Origin of the sequence: Mariniphaga sediminis (genome assembly GCF_003573545.1) — a bacterium.
In the GTDB taxonomy this organism is placed as follows: domain Bacteria; phylum Bacteroidota; class Bacteroidia; order Bacteroidales; family Prolixibacteraceae; genus Mariniphaga; species Mariniphaga sediminis.
In genome coordinates this window covers 616,824-639,113 of sequence record NZ_QWET01000001.1, presented here as the reverse complement: position 1 = coordinate 639,113, position 22,290 = coordinate 616,824, and the positions used below count along the sequence as shown (strand labels likewise).

18 protein-coding genes are annotated in these 22,290 nt (G+C 38.7%); 16 read left to right on the top strand and 2 right to left on the bottom strand.

Annotated features, from left to right (window positions below; genetic code table 11):
• The first annotated feature begins 225 nt into the window (after positions 1-225).
• The 15 genes from D1164_RS02355 (at position 226) to D1164_RS02280 (ending at position 17,165) form a co-directional block, all read left to right on the top strand.
• Positions 226-1,092, top strand: coding sequence for a LytR/AlgR family response regulator transcription factor (locus D1164_RS02355; protein WP_119348309.1), 867 nt, complete (start codon positions 226-228; stop codon positions 1,090-1,092).
• A gap of 155 nt (positions 1,093-1,247) precedes the next feature.
• A complete protein-coding gene (locus D1164_RS02350) occupies positions 1,248-3,599 on the top strand; it encodes a TonB-dependent receptor (RefSeq protein WP_119348308.1) in 2,352 nt (783 codons plus the stop codon).
• 198 nt (positions 3,600-3,797) lie between these two features.
• Positions 3,798-4,427 carry a class I SAM-dependent methyltransferase gene (locus tag D1164_RS02345; RefSeq protein ID WP_119348307.1) on the top strand — a complete coding sequence of 210 codons (630 nt, stop codon included), beginning with the start codon at positions 3,798-3,800 and terminating at the stop codon, positions 4,425-4,427.
• A 252-nt stretch (positions 4,428-4,679) separates the two neighbouring features.
• Positions 4,680-5,357 (top strand): porin family protein, encoded by a 678-nt coding sequence (locus D1164_RS02340; protein ID WP_119348306.1) that lies wholly within the window; start codon positions 4,680-4,682, stop codon positions 5,355-5,357.
• 14 nt (positions 5,358-5,371) lie between these two features.
• Positions 5,372-6,268 carry a methyltransferase domain-containing protein gene (locus tag D1164_RS02335; RefSeq protein ID WP_119348305.1) on the top strand — a complete coding sequence of 299 codons (897 nt, stop codon included), beginning with the start codon at positions 5,372-5,374 and terminating at the stop codon, positions 6,266-6,268.
• A gap of 511 nt (positions 6,269-6,779) precedes the next feature.
• A complete protein-coding gene (locus D1164_RS02325; RefSeq protein WP_119348303.1) occupies positions 6,780-7,535 on the top strand; it encodes a leucine-rich repeat domain-containing protein in 756 nt (251 codons plus the stop codon).
• 194 nt (positions 7,536-7,729) lie between these two features.
• A complete protein-coding gene (locus D1164_RS02320; protein ID WP_119348302.1) occupies positions 7,730-8,413 on the top strand; it encodes a hypothetical protein in 684 nt (227 codons plus the stop codon).
• Positions 8,414-8,661: 248 nt separating this feature from the next.
• Complete coding sequence (locus D1164_RS02315) at positions 8,662-9,507, top strand: SPFH domain-containing protein (RefSeq protein ID WP_119348301.1); 846 nt, start codon at positions 8,662-8,664, stop codon at positions 9,505-9,507.
• A gap of 1 nt (position 9,508) precedes the next feature.
• Positions 9,509-10,159 (top strand): hypothetical protein, encoded by a 651-nt coding sequence (locus D1164_RS02310; RefSeq protein ID WP_119348300.1) that lies wholly within the window; start codon positions 9,509-9,511, stop codon positions 10,157-10,159.
• Positions 10,156-10,347, top strand: coding sequence for an Arc family DNA-binding protein (locus tag D1164_RS02305; protein WP_241558241.1), 192 nt, complete (start codon positions 10,156-10,158; stop codon positions 10,345-10,347). The genes D1164_RS02310 and D1164_RS02305 overlap by 4 nt, the downstream gene beginning before the upstream one ends.
• A gap of 41 nt (positions 10,348-10,388) precedes the next feature.
• On the top strand, positions 10,389-11,543 hold the full coding sequence (locus D1164_RS02300) for a GNAT family N-acetyltransferase (RefSeq protein ID WP_119348299.1): 1,155 nt from the start codon (positions 10,389-10,391) through the stop codon (positions 11,541-11,543).
• A gap of 100 nt (positions 11,544-11,643) precedes the next feature.
• Positions 11,644-12,297 (top strand): hexitol phosphatase HxpB, encoded by a 654-nt coding sequence (gene hxpB, locus D1164_RS02295; protein ID WP_119348298.1) that lies wholly within the window; start codon positions 11,644-11,646, stop codon positions 12,295-12,297.
• Positions 12,298-12,394: 97 nt separating this feature from the next.
• The gene (locus D1164_RS02290; protein ID WP_119348297.1) at positions 12,395-12,949 is read left to right on the top strand and encodes a carboxymuconolactone decarboxylase family protein; all 555 of its coding nucleotides are present in this window, start codon (positions 12,395-12,397) and stop codon (positions 12,947-12,949) included.
• A gap of 237 nt (positions 12,950-13,186) precedes the next feature.
• Positions 13,187-14,071 (top strand): helix-turn-helix domain-containing protein, encoded by an 885-nt coding sequence (locus D1164_RS02285; protein WP_119348296.1) that lies wholly within the window; start codon positions 13,187-13,189, stop codon positions 14,069-14,071.
• Positions 14,072-15,050: 979 nt separating this feature from the next.
• Complete coding sequence (locus tag D1164_RS02280; RefSeq protein ID WP_119348295.1) at positions 15,051-17,165, top strand: M3 family metallopeptidase; 2,115 nt, start codon at positions 15,051-15,053, stop codon at positions 17,163-17,165.
• Positions 17,166-17,210: 45 nt separating this feature from the next.
• Here the strand turns inward: D1164_RS02280 and glmS are convergent, their stop codons facing one another.
• The gene (gene glmS, locus D1164_RS02275; RefSeq protein ID WP_119348294.1) at positions 17,211-19,049 is read right to left on the bottom strand and encodes a glutamine--fructose-6-phosphate transaminase (isomerizing); all 1,839 of its coding nucleotides are present in this window, start codon (positions 19,047-19,049) and stop codon (positions 17,211-17,213) included.
• Positions 19,050-19,089: 40 nt separating this feature from the next.
• On the bottom strand, positions 19,090-21,117 hold the full coding sequence (locus D1164_RS02270; protein WP_119348293.1) for a DUF4954 family protein: 2,028 nt from the start codon (positions 21,115-21,117) through the stop codon (positions 19,090-19,092).
• Between the two features lie 526 nt (positions 21,118-21,643).
• On the opposite strand from D1164_RS02270, the gene D1164_RS02265 reads away from it, so the two are divergent.
• The gene (locus D1164_RS02265; RefSeq protein WP_119348292.1) at positions 21,644-22,195 is read left to right on the top strand and encodes a helix-turn-helix domain-containing protein; all 552 of its coding nucleotides are present in this window, start codon (positions 21,644-21,646) and stop codon (positions 22,193-22,195) included.
• Positions 22,196-22,290 lie beyond the last annotated feature (95 nt).

The window sequence follows — 22,290 nt, the reverse complement described above, 5'->3', positions numbered from 1 at the left end:
AATTTTAGAGTCCATATCAGAGCAAGGTTTTGTTTGTTAAATATTTAAATATAAGACACTTAAATATAAACAAAACTTTGCTTTTTTGCTAGCAATTTCTTAGGTTTCTTACATCGAACTGACGTTATTGAATAAAAAGCAAACCTGACTTTATTTGACTCCATACAAATTTTAACTTTGAATTTTATTTATGTAGAACCAATACTGATGTAAAACCAAAGCGATATGGGGAAAGGGAAGCGACAAATGAAAGACCTGCTGTTTAGCTCATTTCCACAAAATTTACTGATAAGAAAACCTTCTATTGGAGCCATCCTTTTCTTTGTTGTGCTGTTTGTGTTTATTGTGATTTATCGCCCCCTCAACGTACACAAAGCCGGGGTATTCAGCTTTAACTTTACAATGTTAGCCTATTGTGCCATTATTTCAATCGTTGAGATGTTGGCTGCAACAATTATTTCACGCACAAACTGTTTCTTTCCGAAAGGCAACTGGACAATTACCTCAGAAATACTTTCTGTTGTATTGCTACTTCTTTTCATTGGCATTTCAGCCTATTTTGCCGGTTTTGTGATGGAACCAGCAAGTTCGCGATGGAACCTGCCTACCTTCTTCGACTCCTTTTCCCGTGCCATCTTAGTTGGAATAATCCCGGTAACCCTGCCCACCCTGTTTAATATTCGATATGCATTTGCCCGGGAAACTTTTCAAAGCTACCAACCAAATAACAAACCCCAAGACAGCCAGGGGGCCTTAATCAACATTGAATCGAAGGCAAAAAAAGAGCATTTAAATTTTTATCCACACGAATTTCTTTTTGCCGAATCAAAAGGGAATTATGTGATTTTTCATCTTATCAGGCAAAATGCCCCCCTTCATATAACCATCCGGAATTCAATCAGCGAGATTGAAACACAACTTTCGACCATCCCTCATTTTATGCGGACACACCGCGCTTTTATTGTCAATCTAAACAAAATCACATCCAGAAAAGGAAACGCCTTAGGCTATCGCTTATCACTCGCAAATTGCAAAGACATTGTTCCCGTATCGCGGCAAAATGCCCGGCAATTTGAACAGCTCATGAGTTGAGATTATTTATTCGCCCATCACAAAAAGTTTGCCTCCCAAATCATTTTTTGACTCCGCTTTGCCTTCTGTCCCAATTCAGAGTTCCCTGTCACAACAATTTGCAGAACAGGTATCCTCCGGCTTTTCTTTGTGTAAAAACTTAAAATTTTACACCAATGAAAAGCTTAGTCGGGAAACGGTATTTTACAATAAAATATATCATATTAAGCCTGTTTCTTTTAGGATCAATCAGCATTTGCGCTCAAAATACATCGACAATCACAGGTAAAATTCTTGATGCAAAAAACAATCAGCCTCTCCCCTACGCCACCCTCCGCTTCATGGACATTTCCGGCAATACATCACAATGGTTGTCGGGAACCATTAGCGATGATAATGGCGTTTTTTCAATCAACCAGATTCCAAATGGAAAATACCAGTTACAGGTGACTTCCGTTGGCTACCGAACGGCCAACAAAACGTTTAAAATAACAACTCCCGCAACAATCAACGCCGGCGTCATTTATCTTCAGGATTCGTTGCTCTTTATTACCGAAACTTTTATTGTTGCCGACCGTATCCAGGGAAAATCGGAAACAGACAAAACGATTTACTACATAAACAACAAAATGCTTTCAGCAACGGGTAATGCCCCGGAACTACTAAGACACATTCCCGGAGTGCAGGTGGATCTAAAACAAAATATTTCGATTAACGGGCAGTCAAACATTCTGCTTTTTGTAGATGGAAAAGAACGCGACAAAAGTTATATCAGTCAGCTTAGCCCATCCACTATAGACAAGATTGAGGTATTGGATACGCCCCCTCCGAACTACGACGGGAATGTGTCGGGTGTTATAAATATTGTTCTGAAAAAAGAGAATGTAAGTGGCTTTAGCGGCCATCTTTTTTCTGAAATCCCCCTTTCTTCCGAGGTGATATATATGTTCCCGACCTACCGTTTAAACTACAATTACAATAAAATCAACCTATACACTTCGTACAACGGTGAAATCAATTACGAAAATATAGACGAAAAAATCTCGCGACAAATCATTGGCAATACTGCGATTACTAATCTTTCGTCCGTTCAGCATGTAAGACAAAAAAACCTATCGCACAAATTTCATTACGGCATTGATTACCATCTAACTCCGAAGGATGTTTTTAACTTTTATGGCTTTCTAAACCCTTACTCCTATGAACAAGACGGTGACGTTATTCTTCAAGCAACCGGAAACTCCGGGTGGGAAGCTCGAAGAGAAGAAACCGACAAAAACAAAAATCGCCTTAATTCCCTTTATTACAAACACTTATTCAATACAGAAAAACGAGAGTTAACGATTGATATTAGCCATGCACATATTCGTTCTGAAAATAAGGTTAGCTACCAAAATGATATGGAGAACCAAACCAATACCGAAAGGCCAGGGCAAACAACCTTTGTGTGGAAGGTTGATTTTACAAACCCACTCAATGAAAATTTAAATTGGAGCTCGGGAATAAAAATGAAAACCCGTGACATGCACGACAATACATCAGATGGCTTTCGTTTCAACGAACAAGTCTATGCTTTGTATAGTGCGCTAAACTACCAAATGCCCAATTTTAATCTCAACCTGGGACTAAGAGCTGAAAACGCAGAAACAAAGCTAAACGAAAATCAGCACAATTCATCTTTTTCTTTATTGCCTTATGTTGCATTTCACTACCAAATAAGCGAGCATAGCGATCTTTATCTGTCATACCGTCGTTCGGTCAACCGCCCTTCGGTATATTCTCTTAATCCGTATACTTACATTGACGCCCCTTACACGTTGCGCAAAGGCAACCCCCTTCTAAGTTCAGAGTTCCGCAACCAGATACAATTAGAATACTCCACTCGTTTCAAAAGTAATTACATGTCGGCCCGGCTATTTTACGAAACAAGGTCTCATGCAATCAATCACCTGACCTATTTAAACGACAACCGTATATTTGTTACACAGGCACATAACCTCGGGGATATTCATCAATATGGGTTGCAATTAGCAGGAGCGCTAAAATTCGGGATAGTGTCCGTTAATCCGTCTTTTCGTTTCTACAACCAATCAACTTACGCGAACAACACCGCAAAACGATATGGAGTAGCCAATAAAAACAACCTGGTTGTTGAATCAAGTATCTCCTCTATTTTATCCTTCAAAAAAAGTTTTGCGTTGTCTGCTATCTTCCAATATGCAACCCCCAAAGAAAACATTCAGAACAATGCTTTTTGCGAGGCGCTTTACTTTATTTCACTGGATAAAACATTTAAGAAAAACCTTAAGGTCGGGATCGTCAGTGCCCTTCCGTTTGCAAAAACATTTGTTTACCAGGAATCTGAAATTCAATCTACCACTTTCACAAGCGAATATACCGGCAACCTGAAATTGCCAACTGTTCCATTAATGTTCCGGCTCAGTTACCGGTTTAATTCAGGAAAAAACAGAAATATTTTAACCCGTGAGAAAGAGTATGTTGATACGCGCCCGAAACAAGGATTTTGAGTAATTCTAATTTGAAAACCGTATATTTACGATAGAAAATATGATTGGAAATAATCTGTATGTCATAACCGTGAGAGTGCATGTTTATTGGCTTTTCTACTACAAAATATTATCTGGGTTTGAAAGTGAAATTGCCCTTTATCGGCCACGCGGCATACAGTTCAAGATGGTGCGCAAGACAAAACGATTACAGAAAAAATGGAAAATTTTGACAGAAAAAAGCATTGGGAAAATATTTACCAAACAAAAGAACTTAAAGAGGTAAGTTGGTTTCAACCAACGCCGGAAACCTCGCTGGACTTCTTCAAACAACTGAATGTGCCGGCCACGGCAAAAATTATTGACATAGGTGGTGGCGACAGTTTGTTGGTTGATCATTTACTCGATTTAGGCTATCAAAACATTTCGGTTCTTGACATTTCAGCAGCTGCCATTGACAGAGCCAAACAACGACTTGGTGAACGGGCAAATAAAGTAAAGTGGATTATTGCAGATGCAGCAAATTTTAAACCGCTTGAGAAGTATGACTTCTGGCACGACCGGGCAGCATTTCACTTTTTAACGGATGAACAGGAAATATCAAACTACCTGGAAACGGCTCAATTAAATATTAACCCAGAAGGAATCCTGGTTATCGGCACTTTTTCGGAGGAGGGACCGAAAGAATGTAGTGGCATTGAAATCAAGCAATACTCTGAAACAACCATGACAAACCGACTGAAAAAATTCTTTGAGAAAATAAAGTGTATAACAGTTGACCACAAGACACCCTCCGGCACCATACAAAACTTTGTTTTTTGCAGTTTTAGAAAATTACCACCGATCTGACAAAACGATAAAACAAGCTTTTGGCCTTACTATAATGTTTTCCTTGCAGTTTAAGGCCTGTGAGACATCATAACAACCACACAAGACAAAAAACAATGTTGCATTCAGGAAAGACCGAATCGCAGAAAAAATTCTTCCGCCAACCTCAAGAGACAAGGAAAGGCATGGAATTATGCTTTCAATAAATATATATATTTACCCACTCAGAAACGCAGAGGTTATTGGCAAGTTTAAAAACAAAAAATCAACAATATGATAAAACCAGTGCTATTCGTATTACCCCTTTTTATACTAATATTTAGCATGAAATCATTTTCCCAGACTTTTGAAGTAAAAGCAGGAATTAATTTATCGACAATGCTTTCAAAAAGTGATATTGAAACTTATAGTAAAGAATATCAAATGGTTCCAAGATTACTTTTGGGAGCAACGGCTGAATTACCATTGTCTGAATTGTTTTCATTTGAGACGGGACTACTGTTCTCATCGAAAGGATACAAATTAGACACATATTATCCTGTACCTAATTACGAAGGAGAGTATCTTCCTATTTATGAGAATAGAACACTAAATTATTTTGAAATTCCTTTGTCGATAAGAATGTCTTCCAAATTCAAAAATTTACCGATCCTGTTTATACTTGGACCATACGTTGGAGTGGGACTAAATGAAAATTCTACGATAAGTGAATACAACTGGGAAAAGGAAGTATCAGAAAAAAAATCCTACAGTAATCGGATGGGAAAGGATAGCAGCTGGAAAAGACTGGATTATGGATTACAAGCTGGAATAGGAATGGAAATTCAACGAATTGTTATGAGACTAAATTACAGTTATGGATTAGCAAATATTACGCAAGTCAGTGAGATTAAATCGGGAAACAGGATAATTGGACTGTCTTTAGGATACAAATTTGATTTAAAAAGATAAAAAGCACTGCATGAATGAAACCAAGGCAAATGGACAGGTTCATAAAAAATATCGATAATCAGATAGCATTTAACCAGGGTAAAAACATTTTTCTTGATAATTCCGAACTGTTTCAGTTTGCCCAAGAAACAGTGAATGCCATTTCAAAAATGGACAGCTTAAATCCTGTTTCAATACAGGCCTTAATTGATTATACGACAGATAAAGCCATCGAAGAATTTTGCAGGGTAAATCAATACTACTCGTTTGACTTAAAAGCGAAAAGTAACTTAAAAAAAATTTACTCCGACCTGTTTGAGAGCTTTCATACAAAAACAGATTCGATCGAAGACATTTCGAAAAAACACTATAAAAAACTAAAAAACTGGCTCCGAGACAATAATCCGTTCGCCGAAAAAATGTATGAAAACGACACCGAAAAAGTCAATCCGGTTGCCTGTTCTGAATATACCCCAACATTACAAATCAATATTTTACATATAGACCTAACACAATTACTACAACCTGTGTTAGATATTGGGTGTGGAAAAAATGGACATTTAGTGAATCTCCTTAAAAATCAGGGAATCGAAGCATACGGCATTGACCGGTTTACATTTTCCAATTCAAATTTACTAACGGCAGACTGGCTGGAATACAGCTACGAAAAAGAAAAATGGGGAACCATCGTAAGTAACCTGGGATTTTCAAATCATTTCAATCACCATAATCTGAGAGAAGATGGTAATTATATTGAATATGGCAAAACGTATATGAACATACTGCAATCGTTAAAAAAGGGGGGATGCTTCCATTATGCACCTGATTTACCCTTTATTGAGAAATACCTCGACCATAACCAGTTTGACCTGAATAAATATGAGATTAACGAATACGATTTTAAAACAACGATAATAAAAAGATTAAAATAAAGAATGAGAATGGGGATTGAATGATTCTATTACTAACTATCTCATTCTACGCAAAGTCACATCAGCATCAGCCATACGTAGTATGGGCTGAACAGCAAATATGAAAGTTCCGAAAAATGTTTCGTTTACCAAATGAGGAATCAACTTTGCAGACAGCCCCACACACGAATTCGGAAAGTAAAAGACCCACTCAATCCATACATCTGAAGGCCTCCCCTCCCCCTTGCCGGACTGTTTTACACAGCATCCGTAAAAGCGGCATATTCTGTTCTGCTTTCTCTTGTTTTTTACGGTGGCAATTCCTAATTTAGCTCCTGTTAATTTTTTGTATATCAACAAACGACCAAAAACCTATGTTACATTCCGGACAGACCGATTCGCAGAAAAAATTTTCTAGCCCATCCCCTGGCACAGAAAAGACACGAAATAGTAAGGTAAAAGAGGTTATATACTTACCTATGCATATACACAAACGTTGTAACGCATTTTGAAAAAAAGAAAACTGAGATTTATGTTCAAAAATTGGCATATTAAAGAAAAAACCAGAATCGCATACTTAATAATTCTTTTCGCAATTTCAGGATGCAATAGACCTCTGCCCGATTCCAAATTAATTGACCAAAATCAATATTTGGACATTCACGACGCACTTGAAAAACCGACAGATGTTTATATGCTTACTATAAATAATTCAGACCAAAGACTTGACTTAAATGAATTATTGCCACTTAAAAAGCTACAAAGACTTGATATCAGTTGTAAAATAAATATGGACACATTCCCAGGACAACTGACAAGTTTCCAGAATTTGCAATGGATAAAAATTAGAAACAATGACATCCATGTAATAGATTACCGAATTCAACAATTTAAATATTTGGAGGTATTAGAATTACAAAATAATGAGATTAAGGAATTTCCAATATGGTTGTGTTCCAAAGACAACAAATATTTCAAGATTGACTTGTCTAATAATAAAATAATAGGAATTTCTCGCAACATAAGTAATCTCAAAACTCTAGATCAATTGAATTTAGCTAACAATCAAATTGAGAATTTACCTCTTGAAATAGGAGAATTAAAAGACCTAACAACTTTAGATTTAACGAATAATAAAATAACGGAACTACCATACACCATTAGTAATCTGTATCCTAATTTGGAGAGACTATTTATTGGGGGTAATAATATTAGTGAGGAGCATCTTGCATGGTTAAAGAAACATTTACCTTACACAGACATTGATGCAAACATTTATGACAAATAAAAAACGCGTTACAACACAGTACATATTGCAGGTCGGGGTTTTGTGGTACGCCAACTGCGGGTCCCCGTTTCGCAGTTCCGTGTCCTTCGGACAGGAACGCTCTCCGAAATCCGCCCCGACAACATGTACCAACCGTTAGCGGTAATTTAACGCAACCTAATGGGAATATTTATCATCTAACACAAAAAGAACCAATGAAAAAACATCTTCCTTTCTTGATTTTATTTCCTTTTCTTTTAGCAAGTTGCATTGACGATGGTGAAAATGACAAACTACAAAGTAGTTGCGATTATATTGATTTTAAATACTACAACGGAGCTGAGGATTATTTAGGGGAATTATCAAATGATTATTTATTAATTGCCTGTGATACAACTTATACAGACAATGAAATTCAAGATTACATTTCTACGGAAAGCTACTTTGACCAAAATTACGACTACACAATTTACACTCAAGCAAATTACAAATACAAAGAAATTCCTTTAAAACTTAAATCTTCAAAAAACTGCGAGGAATTAACTTCAATAATTTCTGATTTACAGCAAAATAGTATAATCTCATATGCACATTACACTATTCAAACCGACAACTGCGAAAACTTGATTTGGGAGCCAATAGGAGATTTATGTGTAAATAGTTACAGTAGTCTTTTTTACGTCAAAGTATCTGATGAAACAGATTTAACAGACTTAAATAATGTTATTACAGAAACAAATACAGAACTGATTGAACAAAATGAATTTATGAAAAAATGGTTTACAATAAGAGCAACAAAAAATTCAAACGGAGACGCTCTAAAAATGGCAAACTATTTTTACGAAACGGGACTTTTTGAATCAAGTGAACCTGATATAACAAAATATCCTGTTGAATAAAAAACTACCGCTAACACAGTACATATTGTAGGGCAGGGTTCGGTGGTATGCCAACTGCGGATTCTCGTTTCGCAGTTCCGGGTCCTTCGGACAGGAACGCTCTCCAAAATCTACGCCACAACATGAACCAACCTTTATATTTCTGATCTGTTTATATGAAATTTTTCATTTTTAGTATTGACATTTAAAAAATAAAATCATATAATTGTGATATTATTTTAATATCAATTTGATTAAATTTTAATGTCATGGAAAAACAATACAAAGGATTTTCTGGCTACATGTTTTTATTTCTGGAATTGGTTGTTTTGTTGCTCATCGTATTTGGGTTTTTACGCGGAATGATTGTAGCTTCCGTAATTCTAATACCTGTTTTTGTTTTAGTGGCTATTGGTTTTACCGTAGTCGACCCAAATCAGAGTTGTGTTTTGGTGTTGTTTGGTGCCTATAAGGGAACCATAAAAACCAATGGCTTTTACTGGGTGAATCCGTTCTTTGTACGGAAAAAAATTTCGTTGCGGGCTCGAAATTTCGACAGCGAAACGATTAAAGTAAATGATAAGCTGGGGAATCCTATTATGATTGGATTGGTGCTGGTTTGGAAGGTGGAAGAAACCTACAAAGCTGCTTTTGGAGTTGATGAATACGAGCATTTTGTTGTTGTACAAAGTGAAGCTGCATTGCGAAAACTGGCAGGATTGTATCCTTACGACAATATTGAAGACGAAACGGCCAAAGTTACTTTGCGCGATGGAACTGAGGAAGTGAATACGGAACTTGAAAAAGAAATAAAAGAACGTCTCGATATTGCGGGTATACATGTTATTGAAGCCCGTATCAATCACATTGCATACGCTCAGGAAATTGCGCAGGCCATGTTAAAACGCCAACAGGCAACGGCAATTGTAGCTGCACGTTATAAAATTGTAGAAGGCGCTGTAAGCATGGTTGAAATGGCACTCGACGAGTTAAGTCAGAAAGAAATTGTTCATTTGGATGAAGAGAAAAAAGCATCTATGGTGAGCAACCTTATGGTTGTTTTGTGTGGTGATAAAGATGCTACACCGATTGTAAATACCGGAACATTATATTAAAATGGAAAAAATCCTTTTTAAGGAAGAACAACGCTTTAATCAGTGGAGGTTATGGCTGATATTGGGTTCTGCCTTGCTAGCTATAGTAATTCCACTTGCCAACGAACTTTCGGGACAGTCGTGGGATTTTAGTTCAAAGGATTTTTCACATCTTATTCTTTATGGAAGTGTAACCGTATTGTTTATTATTTCAGCACTAATAATAGTGATATTAAGCAGGTTAAAAACAAAGATAACTTATAAGGGAATCTTTATTACATTTCCACCGCTGAAGAGAAAATCGTACAAAATAACAATTCAGGAAATTGAGCGGTTTGAAATTCGCAAGTACAGAGCAAAGCGAGAATACGGGGGATATGGATTTCGAAGTAGACGGAGATCCGGACAGGCATATACTATTTCAGGAAATACAGGCTTGCAGCTTTATTTAAAAAACGGAAAAAAATTATTGATAGGAACACAAAAGAAGCAAGCCATGGAATTCGCTATGCATAAAATAATGGGGGAGAATAAAAAGTATTTAATTGGCAAAAGGAATAGTCAGCAACAGGAAGGATGGCTTGGTAAGAAGACAAAAAAAATTCTGATAATTCTTGCAATTGAAATAGTGATAGCCATTCTGATATTTGGAATAATTCAGATATTAAAATGAACGTTAGAAAGAAGGAAGAGGAAATGCCAAAGAAAAAAACATTCGTACTACGTATTAATCCGGAAATGATGGAAGCTGTTGAAAAATGGGCTGCCGACGATTTCAGGAGCATTAATGGTCAACTGGAATGGATAATTCATAAAGCATTAAAAGATGCAAAGAGACTGAAAAAGAACAACGAAGAGTAATTTTGTGAAAACTAATTAATTCAAGATGCTAGTTTTCAATTTTGTTTAAAGTATATGAAAATAAAAACATATTACCTTTAAAATGGATTCCAAATAAAAAGCAGCTCACAACAACGAACATATTTCATAGAGGGATTGGTGCGATTAGCAACTCCAAATTCTTGCATCGCAGTCAGGTCCTGCCGGACACTAACGCTCAACGAAATCCGCACCGCACCATAAACCAACCACTGGATACAACCATAAAAACAGCAACATCAATGAAAATGAGAAAATTTACCCTAAAAGATATAGATATGATGAGAATGTGGTTGGAACAGGACTACATTCAAAAATTTTGGGGCGATCCACAGGACTGGATTAATGAAATAACGGAAAACATTAATGCTGATTGGGTGAAATATTTCATCGTTGAATGTAACAATCCAATCGGATTTCTGCAATATTATGAAACAGATAAAGCCCCGCAGGGAGATTGGTCAAATGAACCAATCGGAACTGTCGGAATTGATTATCTCATAGGTGATATAGATTATATTGGGAAAGGATATGGTTCAAAAATTGTCCGTTTACTTGTTGACTTTATTAAAACAAAAAACGAATATGCTTATATTGTAGCAGACCCGGTTTCAGAGAATTTATCATCAATAAAAGTACTTGTAAACAATGGCTTCAAACAGAACTCTAACGGACTCTTTTGTTTGGATTTATTCAATACCGGAATAAAAATTTACAGAGCTACGAAACAAGATATTGTCATGATAACTCAGCTGTTCCGTGACACTATTCAGAATGTGAACTCAAATGATTATCCAGCAGATGAAATAGAAGATTGGTCATCATGGTGGACAGACCACGATAAGTGGGAAGAAAAAATTGAAAAACAGTATTTTATTAAAGCAATAATTGGTGACAAATTAGTTGGGTTTAGTTCATTAGCTACTGATGGATATTTGGATTTTATCTTTGTTCACAAAGACTATCAAAGACATGGAGTTGCTGGCAACTTGATAAGGATCATTGAAAAAAAAGCAAAAGAACAAGGTAATGATGCGATTTATTCAGATGTAAGCATTACAGCCAAAAACTTTTTTGAAAAGCACGGTTATATTATTGAGAAACAACAATTAAAAAAATCAAGAAATAAAGAATTAATGAATTTCAGGATGACAAAAACAATAAATCGAAGCGCCTGACATTGAGTATAAAACATTTGGGGTTAACTGGCGAATACAAAGTTTTGGGGGTATACCAGCCGCCGACAGCAAGTTAAAGGATTGCAATAAACAAGTAAATATGACAAATAAAAAGGCAATTATATTTGATATGGACGGGGTTATTATTGACTCGGAGAAATACTGGAAACAGGCAGAACATGAAGTATTTACTTCTTTGGGAGTTAAAGTAACTGACGAATATTCTGCTATAACCAGGTCTATGACAACATCTGAAGTTACTCAATTTTGGTACAACAAATATCCCTGGAAAAATATGGATTTAGAAACCGCAGAGCAAAGGGTTATTTCACGGGTTATTGAGCTCATTGAAACGGAAAGTTGCCAAATAAATGGAGTAAAAACATTTATAGAACGGCTCAAAACAGAAAAATATAAAGTCGGATTAGCAACAAACTCCCCAAATAGAATTATTCCCGTGGTTTTAAAAAAACTAAATATTTTACATTTATTTGACTCAATCTCATCTGCAGAGTTTGAAATAAAAGGGAAACCAGACCCTTCAATTTATTTAAATGCAGCACATAAATTAAATACGAAACCCGAAAATTGTATTGTAATTGAAGATTCATATGCTGGGATGCTAGCAGCCAAAAATGCAGGAATGACTGTGATTGCTTATACAAATGGGAATAAAGAAATGAATTATGAAATAGCAGACTATAAATTAGACAGCTTCGAAAAGGATGAAATCGAATGGATCAAAATGAATTAAAATCGTCCATTCATCTGCGAAAATCATCCATTCTTAAGTTAGTCCGTTACGCTAATCTTTGCAATGTCAATTTTGACCAGAATTAAAAATTAGAAAAATGCAAAGAATTGAAGCTCTAAAACCTGAAATATCATCAGGAAAATCGAAAGAACTTTTTGACGGAATTCAGGCTAAATTAGGAATGGTTCCCAATATGATGCGGACTATGGGAAATTCACCGGCCGTTTTAAGCGCTTACCTCAACTTCAGTGGCGATCTCGGAACAAGCTCACTGGGAGCGAAACTCGCCGAACTAATTGCCCTCACTGTGGCCAATGCAAATGGCTGTGAATATTGTAATGCAGCCCATACATTCATTGGTGGAAATTTAGTGGGCATTGACAGCCAGACGTTGGAAGCCGCCAAAGAAGGTAGGTCTGCTGACCCGAAAACAGAAGCAGCACTTTCTTTTACCCAAAAGTTAGTGAATAAAAAAGGCCGTGTAAGTAGCGCTGATATCGCAGAGGTAAAAAATGCGGGATATACCGACGCTGCCGTAACTGAAATAATTGCACATACTGCATTAAACATTTTTACCAATTATTTCAACAATGCCATTAAGGTAGAGGTAGATTTTCCTGAATCCAGGCTGATCTCATCCGAGGCAGCATAAAGTTTACCCTGAAGAAAGGCAAGGTGATGCTTGCCTTTCTTTTCATTCGATCCAAAAAGATACAGGGTATGCAGAATTAAAAAAATGCAGTACGGCTTAAAAACGAATGCCGACATAAAACAAAAAAAACGATGAACATTTGGAAACAAAAACCTGAAACGGAATGAACAAGGCCTAATGCAAAAACGTTTTGTCACCATCGTTAACGAATATAAAAGATACTTTTAAGTTGAACGAATGTTATATGAAAGTAACCATACACTTCTGAATTCACAGACCGGAAACCTGGCTTTTAAAATTTTCACCATCAAAGGCAGTAATCCTTTTGACCACATTCAACGATTGAATTACTATTCCTTGGTATGGGTAAATCAGGGGAAAGGAACACTACGGGCCGATTTTTCAGAGTATCATTTTAAAACAAACTCGCTTATGGCTTTTTCGCCATACCAACCCTTTTGGCTATTACAGGAACAGGAACTGCATGCCACAGTTATTCATTTTCATTCCGATTTTTTCTGCATCCATAAGCACCATAAAGAAGTATCATGCCATGGCGTACTCTTCAATAATATTTACGATCCGCCCCTGGTGCAGATAGATGAAGCTTCTAAAAGCAGGTTTTTAATACTCATTGATCAAATACAGGATGAATTAAAGCAAAAAGAACTGGCACAGAATGAATCGATTATTTCGTTATTAAAAGTATTTCTAATTACCGCCTCAAGACTAAAAACGGCCCAATTTCCAGAGCTGCAGCGTACAAATACACAAAATGAGGAACCATTTGTACTGCAAAATCTAAAAAATGCGATTGAAACACACTATAAAACAAAGCACAGCCCCAGGGATTATGCCAATATCCTGGCTATTAGTCCGAAATCATTGGCTAAAATTACCAAAACGCATTTCAACAAAACCCTCACCGAATTGATTTCGGAACGAATCATTGTTGAAGCCAAAAGGGAACTGTACCTTACCAACAAAACAGTAAAGGAAATCGCTTTTGAGCTGGGGTATGATGATGAATTCTATTTTAGCCGGTTCTTCAAAAAAAATGCGGAGGTTTCGCCGCAATTCTACCGGGAAACGGTCGGGTTTGATAAAGCGGCCTCGCTGTAATCAGAAATTAAACAACTGGCAACCAATACCTTCAATGTATAAAATAATCTCACCTGAAAGCGCTTCAATGAGACAGATATCTTACTATGGGTAAATTTTTGTCAGTAACATACCCAACACAGGCAAAACCAATCAATTATTTTTCCAATAAAAATGGGCTCACCGACCAAGGCCATCGTTGCGATGAGCTTTATTTAGCCATAAATGTTCATATATGGAGTAACTGTTTTGTCAATTCCTGACTTCGGTTTATAAGTGAGCTATACCTGATGCGGGCTCTGTCAAAATTCCGTCAGTCGGGCTAGTTCGCCAGATTGAAAAAACGCAAAAGTTAATTTTGACATGATTCTTTTTGCTTCGTTTTTCTCATCCAAAGGAGAAAAATGAAGTGGGGATTGGGGCAAAGCCCCAAACAAGTGGATAACCAGTCGATTGTTATATGAATAAGGTTTTGCAGGTAAAGTTTCTTACATCGAGCCCACACTGTTTCGTGATATTCAATCACTCCCTTAAAGTTAGTTTTGAAAAGATTTTGGGTGAAGATAAAAGTCAACCTTGACCCGGAAATTTCTTTCGGGTACTTATGTTTTAGGTTCAGGTTGGAGTAGTGAGTAAATTCTGACTATTATGTTTGGGTAGGAAAAAAGTTAAACAAATATTGAAAGTTAAGCGTGATTACTTTTTTACTACACCGGATTTTCATAGTGACCTTAAAAATGCACAGAATGTCATCTGCCCTTCGTTAGAATAAATTTGCTGTTCCCTGTAAAACGGGAGAGTTTATTCACCCTCTTCCAATAGCCCATCAGCTCCGGCAAAACGCGATAATTCGCTCGCAATAAAAGCATAAAATAAAAACTATCAGCGGGTGAAGGCGTTACTATTTACAGAAAAAATGAAAGAGCTAATAAGAATCATGGATTCAGGAACCGAAAAATAATAATTTTGTGTTCTTGTGCATAAAAGAAAAAATATAACCATGAAAAAAATTTTAATTGGAATTATAGTTTTGGGAATGGCTGTTTTATCGTGCCAGAACCAGAAAAAAGAATCGGAAACAAATATGGAAAATCCCTTTTTTAAAGAGTGGACCACCCCTTACGGCGTTCCACCATTTGATGAGATAAAAGAAGAACACTTTCTGCCCGCCGTAGAGGAAGGCATCCGGAAACACGAAACAGAAGTGAATGCGATTGTTGAAGACAAGTCGGAGCCAACATTCGACAACACCATTCTGGCACTTGACAAAGCAGGGCAATTACTGGATATGGTAACCAGCACCTTTTACCCGCTGAATTCGGCCAACACCAATGACAAGATGCAGGAGCTGGCGCGTGAAATATCGCCCCTTTTAACCCGGCACAGCGACAATATTATGATGAACGCCGGTTTGTTTGAAAAGATCAAAAGTGTTTATGATAAACGTAACAGCCTGGGGCTGGATGAAGAACAACTTAGGGCAACCGAAAAATACTACGAAGATTTTGTACGTAACGGTGCCAACCTTTCGGCAGCGGATCAGGAAAAACTCAGAGGATGGAATGAAGAGTTGTCGAAGCTGAGTCTTCAGTTTGGCGAAAACCTGCTGGCCGAAACCAACCGGAACTTTAAACTGGTGATTGACAATCAGGAAGATTTGGCCGGGCTGCCGGAAGATGTTATTGCCCGCGCTGCCGACGACGCAAAAGGGTTCGGAGAAGAAGGCAAATGGGTATTTACCCTGGCTAAGCCCAGTATGATTCCCTTCCTTCAGTATTCGGAAAAACGGGAACTGCGGGAAAAACTTTACCGTGGTTACTTCATGCGATGTAACAACGATAATGAATTTGACAACAAGGAAATCATCAAAAAAATGGTAAAACTGCGTGATCAGCGTGCTGAACTACTGGGCTTTGACAATCATGCGGAATATATTATCGATGTAAATATGGCCAAAACACCGGAAGCCGTTTACGATTTTCTGATGAAACTCTGGCATCCGGCCATGAAAATAGCCAAACAGGATGTGAAAGCAATGCAGGCGATTATAGATAGTGAAGGCGGTGATTTTGAGCTGGCCTCTTGGGATTGGTGGTATTATACCGAAAAGCTGCGGAAGCAAAAATTTGACCTCGACGAAGCAGAAATTAAACCATACTTCTCCCTTGAAAATGCTAAAAAAGGAATTTTTTACGTGGCTGAGAACTTGTACGGGTTACAATTTAAACAACGCGATTGGCCCACATACCACCCTGAAGCCGAAGTATATGAAGTACTGGAAGCAGATGGATCAAAACTGGGGGTTTTGTATATGGATTTTCACCCGCGCGACGGGAAAAGAGTAGGCGCCTGGTCCACTCAGTTCAGGGATGCAACTTACCGCAACGGCGAACGTGTTCCAACCGTAGGAACAATAGTGATGAACTTCACCCGACCTGCCGGTGACACTCCTGCCCTGCTGAGCTTTGACGAAGTTTCCACCCTTTTTCATGAATTTGGACATGCACTGCATGGCTTGTTTGCCGATGGCCCTTATGATCGTACTTCAGGAGACGTAGCACGCGATTTTGTGGAATTACCTTCACAAATTATGGAAAACTGGGCGGCTGAACCCGAAGTAATGAAGGTATACGCCAAACATTACCAAACCGGCGCTCCGATTCCGGATGAACTAATTAAAAAGCTGGAAATGAGTGGCACATTCAACCAAGGATTTGAAACCGGTGAGTTTGTGGCTGCCGCACTCCTGGATATGGATTTCCATACAACTGAAAATCCGGACATTAACGATGTACGCGCATTTGAAAAAGCTTCGATGGACGACATCGGACTGATTCCGGAAATTCTTCCTCGTTACCGCAGTACCTATTTTGCCCACATCTTCAGTGGCGGTTACTCTGCCGGATATTACGTTTATTACTGGGCAGGAGTTCTTGACACGGATGCTTTTTATGCCTTTAAGGAAACCGGAGATATCTTCAACCAGGAAGTAGCTGCAAAATTCAGGAAGTTACTTGAAAAATGTGGTTTGGCTGATGGTATGGAAGTTTACAAAACATTCCGTGGCAAAGAGCCTTCTATTGAACCCTATTTGGAAAAGAAAGGCCTGAAATAGTCTAAAAAAAACAGGGGCATTCTTATGCAGAATGCCTCTACCCCACTACTCCACCGTAACAGACTTGGCGAGATTGCGTGGCTGATCTACATCGCAGCCTCGCAAAACGGCCATGTGGTAGGCAAGCAATTGCAAAGGAATTACAGCCAGTAAGGGAGCCAGAGCAGGATGTGACTTTGGTATTTCAATGATATCGTTTGCCATTCCCATTAGGCCGGTGTCTCCTTCGGTCACAATGGCAATTACATTTCCTTTGCGGGCTTTCACTTCCTGGATATTACTCACAATTTTTTCATAGTAGGCATCGTGCGGGGCCACTACTATTACAGGCAGGTTATCATCCACCAGGGCAATCGGGCCGTGTTTCATCTCCCCGGCAGCATATCCTTCGGCATGGATATACGATATTTCTTTTAGTTTTAGCGCTCCTTCCATTGCCACCGGAAAAAGTGTTCCCCGGCCAAGGTAGAGTGCATTAACAACATCTTTATATTTTTCGGCAACCTGTTTAATATGATTACTATTTTGCAGAATAGCCCGCCCTTTTGCCGGGATTTCCGCCAGTTCTTTCACCAATGCCTGATATTCTTCGGTGGAAACAGTCCCTTTTGTTTTTGCCAGTTTAAGGGCAAACAGGGTAAGAACAGTTACCTGCGCAGTAAATGCTTTGGTAGAAGCCACGCCAATTTCCACGCCGGCATGGGTAAAAACACCGGCTTCTGTTTCTCTCGCGAGGGTGGAGCCCACCACGTTACATATGCCCAATACCGTAGCTCCCCTTTCCTTCGCCATCCGCAACGCGGCTAATGTATCGGCTGTTTCTCCGCTCTGGCTGATCAAAATAACCACATCGTTTTTTCCCAGCACCGGGTTACGGTACCTGAATTCGGAAGCGTATTCCACCTCCACTGGCACCCGGGCATACTCTTCCATTAAATACTCACCAATAAGGGCGGCATGCCAGGAGGTTCCGCACCCAACAATTATAATCCGCCCGGCTGCTGTAATTTTTGGAAAGACATTCAGTAATCCACCCAGCACAATATCAGGATACTCCGGTTTCAGCCGGCCTTTAAATGTTTCTTCAATGGTTTGGGGTTGCTCAAATATTTCTTTCAGCATAAAATGCTCAAAGTCACCCTTACTGATTTCCCCGATCTTCATATCGAGGTTTGAAACAGTTAAAGAAACCGGGTTATTTGCTATATTTTTCAGCGTGAAATTATTTTTATAAATGATGGCCATGTCATAATCATTGAGATAAACCACATGACCGGTAAATGCTGCAAGGGGAGAAGCATCGCTTGCCACAAAATACTCCCCATTTCCAAGTCCCACCACCAGCGGGCTACCTTTTCGGGCCACAATCAGTTTATCCTTTTCGTTGCTGCACAAAACGGCAATTCCGTAAGCGCCTACAACCTTTGTCAAAGCGAGCTGCACAGCCATTTCTGCTGTAACTTCCTTCCCCTGTCCATAAAAATATTCGATTAAATTAGCCAGTACCTCTGTATCTGTTTCACTTCTGAAACTGAAGTTATGATTCTCCAGTTCCTCTTTCAGTTGAGCGTAATTCTCTATGATGCCGTTGTGCACCACAGAAAAAATCCCTTCCATCGACAGGTGCGGATGGGCATTTTGATCGCTGGGCTCCCCGTGCGTTGCCCAACGGGTATGTCCTATTCCAATGTTTCCGGCTACATTTTTTGAAATGGCAAAATTTTCAAGTTCCGAAACCTTACCCATCTTTTTGATAACCTCCAGTCTCCCGTTCAGCAATGCAACACCTGCCGAGTCGTATCCCCTATATTCCAGCATCTTCAGTCCGTTCATTAAAACGGGATAAGCTTCTTTATTGCCAATGTATCCTACTATTCCACACATATCTTTGAGAAATAAAATGTTAAAAGTTTGGGGCTCTGGTTCAATTTGCCGTTACTTCCCTGCGCATTGTTTTTTTCATTCTTCCGATGAGTTCATTCCCGAGGTTTTCCTTGTTTTGCATATGCACATGAATGGCCTTTACCGTTTCGTTTTTTTCGAAATCTCCGCGCACCTCTGCAAAGTCGAGTTCGCGCGCGCCGTTTTGTCCGTCCACACCAAATCCGGTCATTTTAGTCAGTGAAAACTCTTTTTTGGCATCTTCGTACAGGAGGCGGTCAATTTCAAGGACACTCTTTTTCCATTTTTCCACCACATCAATTACATCCTCCGCCGTGAACTCATCAAGCTTTTTATTACAAAATTTCTGTAAAACATCTACCGCCCAGGTCCATTCGTAATTGTAATAATTTTTATGAAGGGCAATCAATGCCGCATTCACCTCTTCAAGGGTAGTTGTTTCTCCATCTTCCACGGAGCGAAGCAATTTATCGAGCGCTTCAAACGGGCAAAGCAGGCCGGAAAGATCGACCCAGTATCCTTTTCCCAGTGTAGTATCCGGTTGTAATGTTTTTCGGATTTCCTTGTTCGAAGCGTATTCAGTTCCCTGCAGGCGGGTAATGAGCGAATTGCCTAAAAACTTCCAGACTGCCATTTCATACAAAACAATACCACGTTCGAGCGCCCGTTTCTCAATTTTCATTTTGTCATAACTGTATTCCCTGGCAAATTCTCCTGATGATTTACGGATGGCCTGAAGCTTTTTAAGACCGTTCACCATCTTTTGAATAGTGTAAGGACTAAGCAAATTAAAATTGATCAGGTCGAGTAAATTAGAATCTTTCCGGTTATCACGTCGTGGCCATTTCTGGGTATCCCGCACCGTACCAATGCTTTTCAGGTTAATAGCCGGAACCAGGATACTTTCGTCTTTGCTTTCAATCAAATAAGAAAAAGGAAAATCAGCGGTATCACAATGTTTGTAATGACGGCCCATAACCAATGAAAAGGCGCCAATATGCGACGGCCACAAGAGGTAGGAATCGCTGGTAGTTTTTGCTCCCCGTTCCAAAATCCCCTGGTGGATAGGCCCCAGCTTATACATATGGTTGCTTTGGTTGGAGCCGCTGCCGGCATTCATAAAAGAAAACATACCGGCAATAAGCAGTGTTGATTTATGGTGGGTAACCGTGTATGGCCCGGCAAAGATGGAACAGGCCTCACCGTGAAATCCCTGGCAGTTGGCAAAAAACAATGAGTTGAACGCCGAATAGTGTTTGTCGAGAATACACCCCTGCCCCACAAAACATTTTGAAAGAAGAGTGGCATCGGTAATCCGGGTACCCGAGCAAACAATGAAATCGTCCATGATAACTCCTTCTCCAATCATCACCGGGGCTTCAAGAGTACTGTTAATGCTCCCGTTCTTCAACTTTTTACCACCATCTATCGTAGTAGCCGGCCCCACCTTCACATTCAGGACGGTATTACAGTTTAATATTTTTGAATAGGCACCGACAACACCCGTGCTGCTTTTTACGCTTTCAGTATAAGATTCTACCATGTTTTTTAAGGCCAGAACCACACCGGGCCGGTGACGGTAAAGTGCCATAATATATGCCACGTGCGTGGAAAGAAAATCATAAATGGGAACCGCGCGTCCTCCGTCTTCGTTAATTGCCTCTACATTCACACCGTTCCCAAAGGAAGTCTCCCCATCCACAGCAATCGTGGTTACATTATGGATAATTACTTGTTCCTCAATTTTATAATTGGCAATGTAACTCCTCACATTATGAATAAGTGCGTCCTTTCCTACTTCACAGTTGTGAAGCCAGGCATTATAAATGCCAGTATGAAAAGTAATTCCGCCTACCAAATTTACCGTTCGGTTGAAACTGTTCAAACGGATATGACCGGTAAATTTGGAGTTTTCGATGTTATCAGGAGTGAAGTCTGGAGAAACTTTCACCAGGTTCCAGTCGGGCGAGGAACATCCCTGGTAAACCAACTGCCCTATTTCCTCGTCGCTCAAAGGCCTGTAAAATTCTTTTTCTGTGGATCGAGCCATACTCTTTGTGTTTTTGTAATTTCAAAGATACGATGCAAAAAAAGAGAATCGAGTCTTTTTAACCTAACAAAAACATGAATGAATAAATAATAAACATATCAAGTATTAATTATATAGTTATATAATAACATATTAATTACATATTAAAACATAACAAAAAAGTTGAAAATCAATAAAAAAAACTTATCATAAATGCTAAAGACGCTCCATCCCGGAAACAATATTGTAGTATTTCTTCCGCATTCCTGTCCCAAAGTAGACAAGCTGCTCCTTTAACCTCTCTCCTCTTTGCCCGTTCTGATTATGGACAAATGCAAAATATGTTGGTTGTATGCAGAAGTTTCTTTTGAAAAATTATACCTCAAAAAATAAAACAGTTCTGTCAGATTGTACCGGAACGAAACAAATAGCTATTTGTAATCCGGAAGATTAAAAATAAGTAGTATTTAAAACATTAAATATTACTTTATTTTTTTTCGGGTCATAGTGAATAATCATTATTTTTACCTCTTTTAAAGACAATTTTATGAAACGCTTGGGGGAACGGATAAAGCGCAAAAGAGAAAGTTTACACATGCAACTGAACGAACTTGCCCGAAAGGTGGGTATAAGTTCAAGTGCACTGTCGCAAATTGAGAAAGCCAAAGCATTTCCTTCTGTCCTAACCCTCAAATCAATAGCTGACAGCCTATACACAACAGTTGGCGAGTTAATTGGCGAAAATGAAATTTTGACCAAAAACCCCCTGGTTAAGTTCAACAAGAAAAGCTTTGTGGAAAGAAACGATTCCGGCGCTACGTTGTATCTTTTGTCGAATCACGGAAACGGGAAACAAATGGAGACTTTCCTGGTAGAATTCGAAAAAGGTGCCAGCTCGGAAGGAATTATGAAAATTCATCCGGGGCAGGAATTCTGTTTTGTTTTAAATGGAAAAATAGAATTTACACTGGATGACAAAAGCTATATTCTGGAAAAACATGACAGTTTTTATTTTAACTCAGCAAGTCACCATCTTGCGCGTAACATTTCACAAGGCAACTCCCAGGTAATCTGGATAATCACTCCTCCGGAAGGGTAAGAAAAAGACCTGTAGGTTGATTAAGTATTTATTAATTTTTTTAACCATTCTTAATCAAAATTAAGTACTCCTTCAATAGTTAACCACAAAACAAT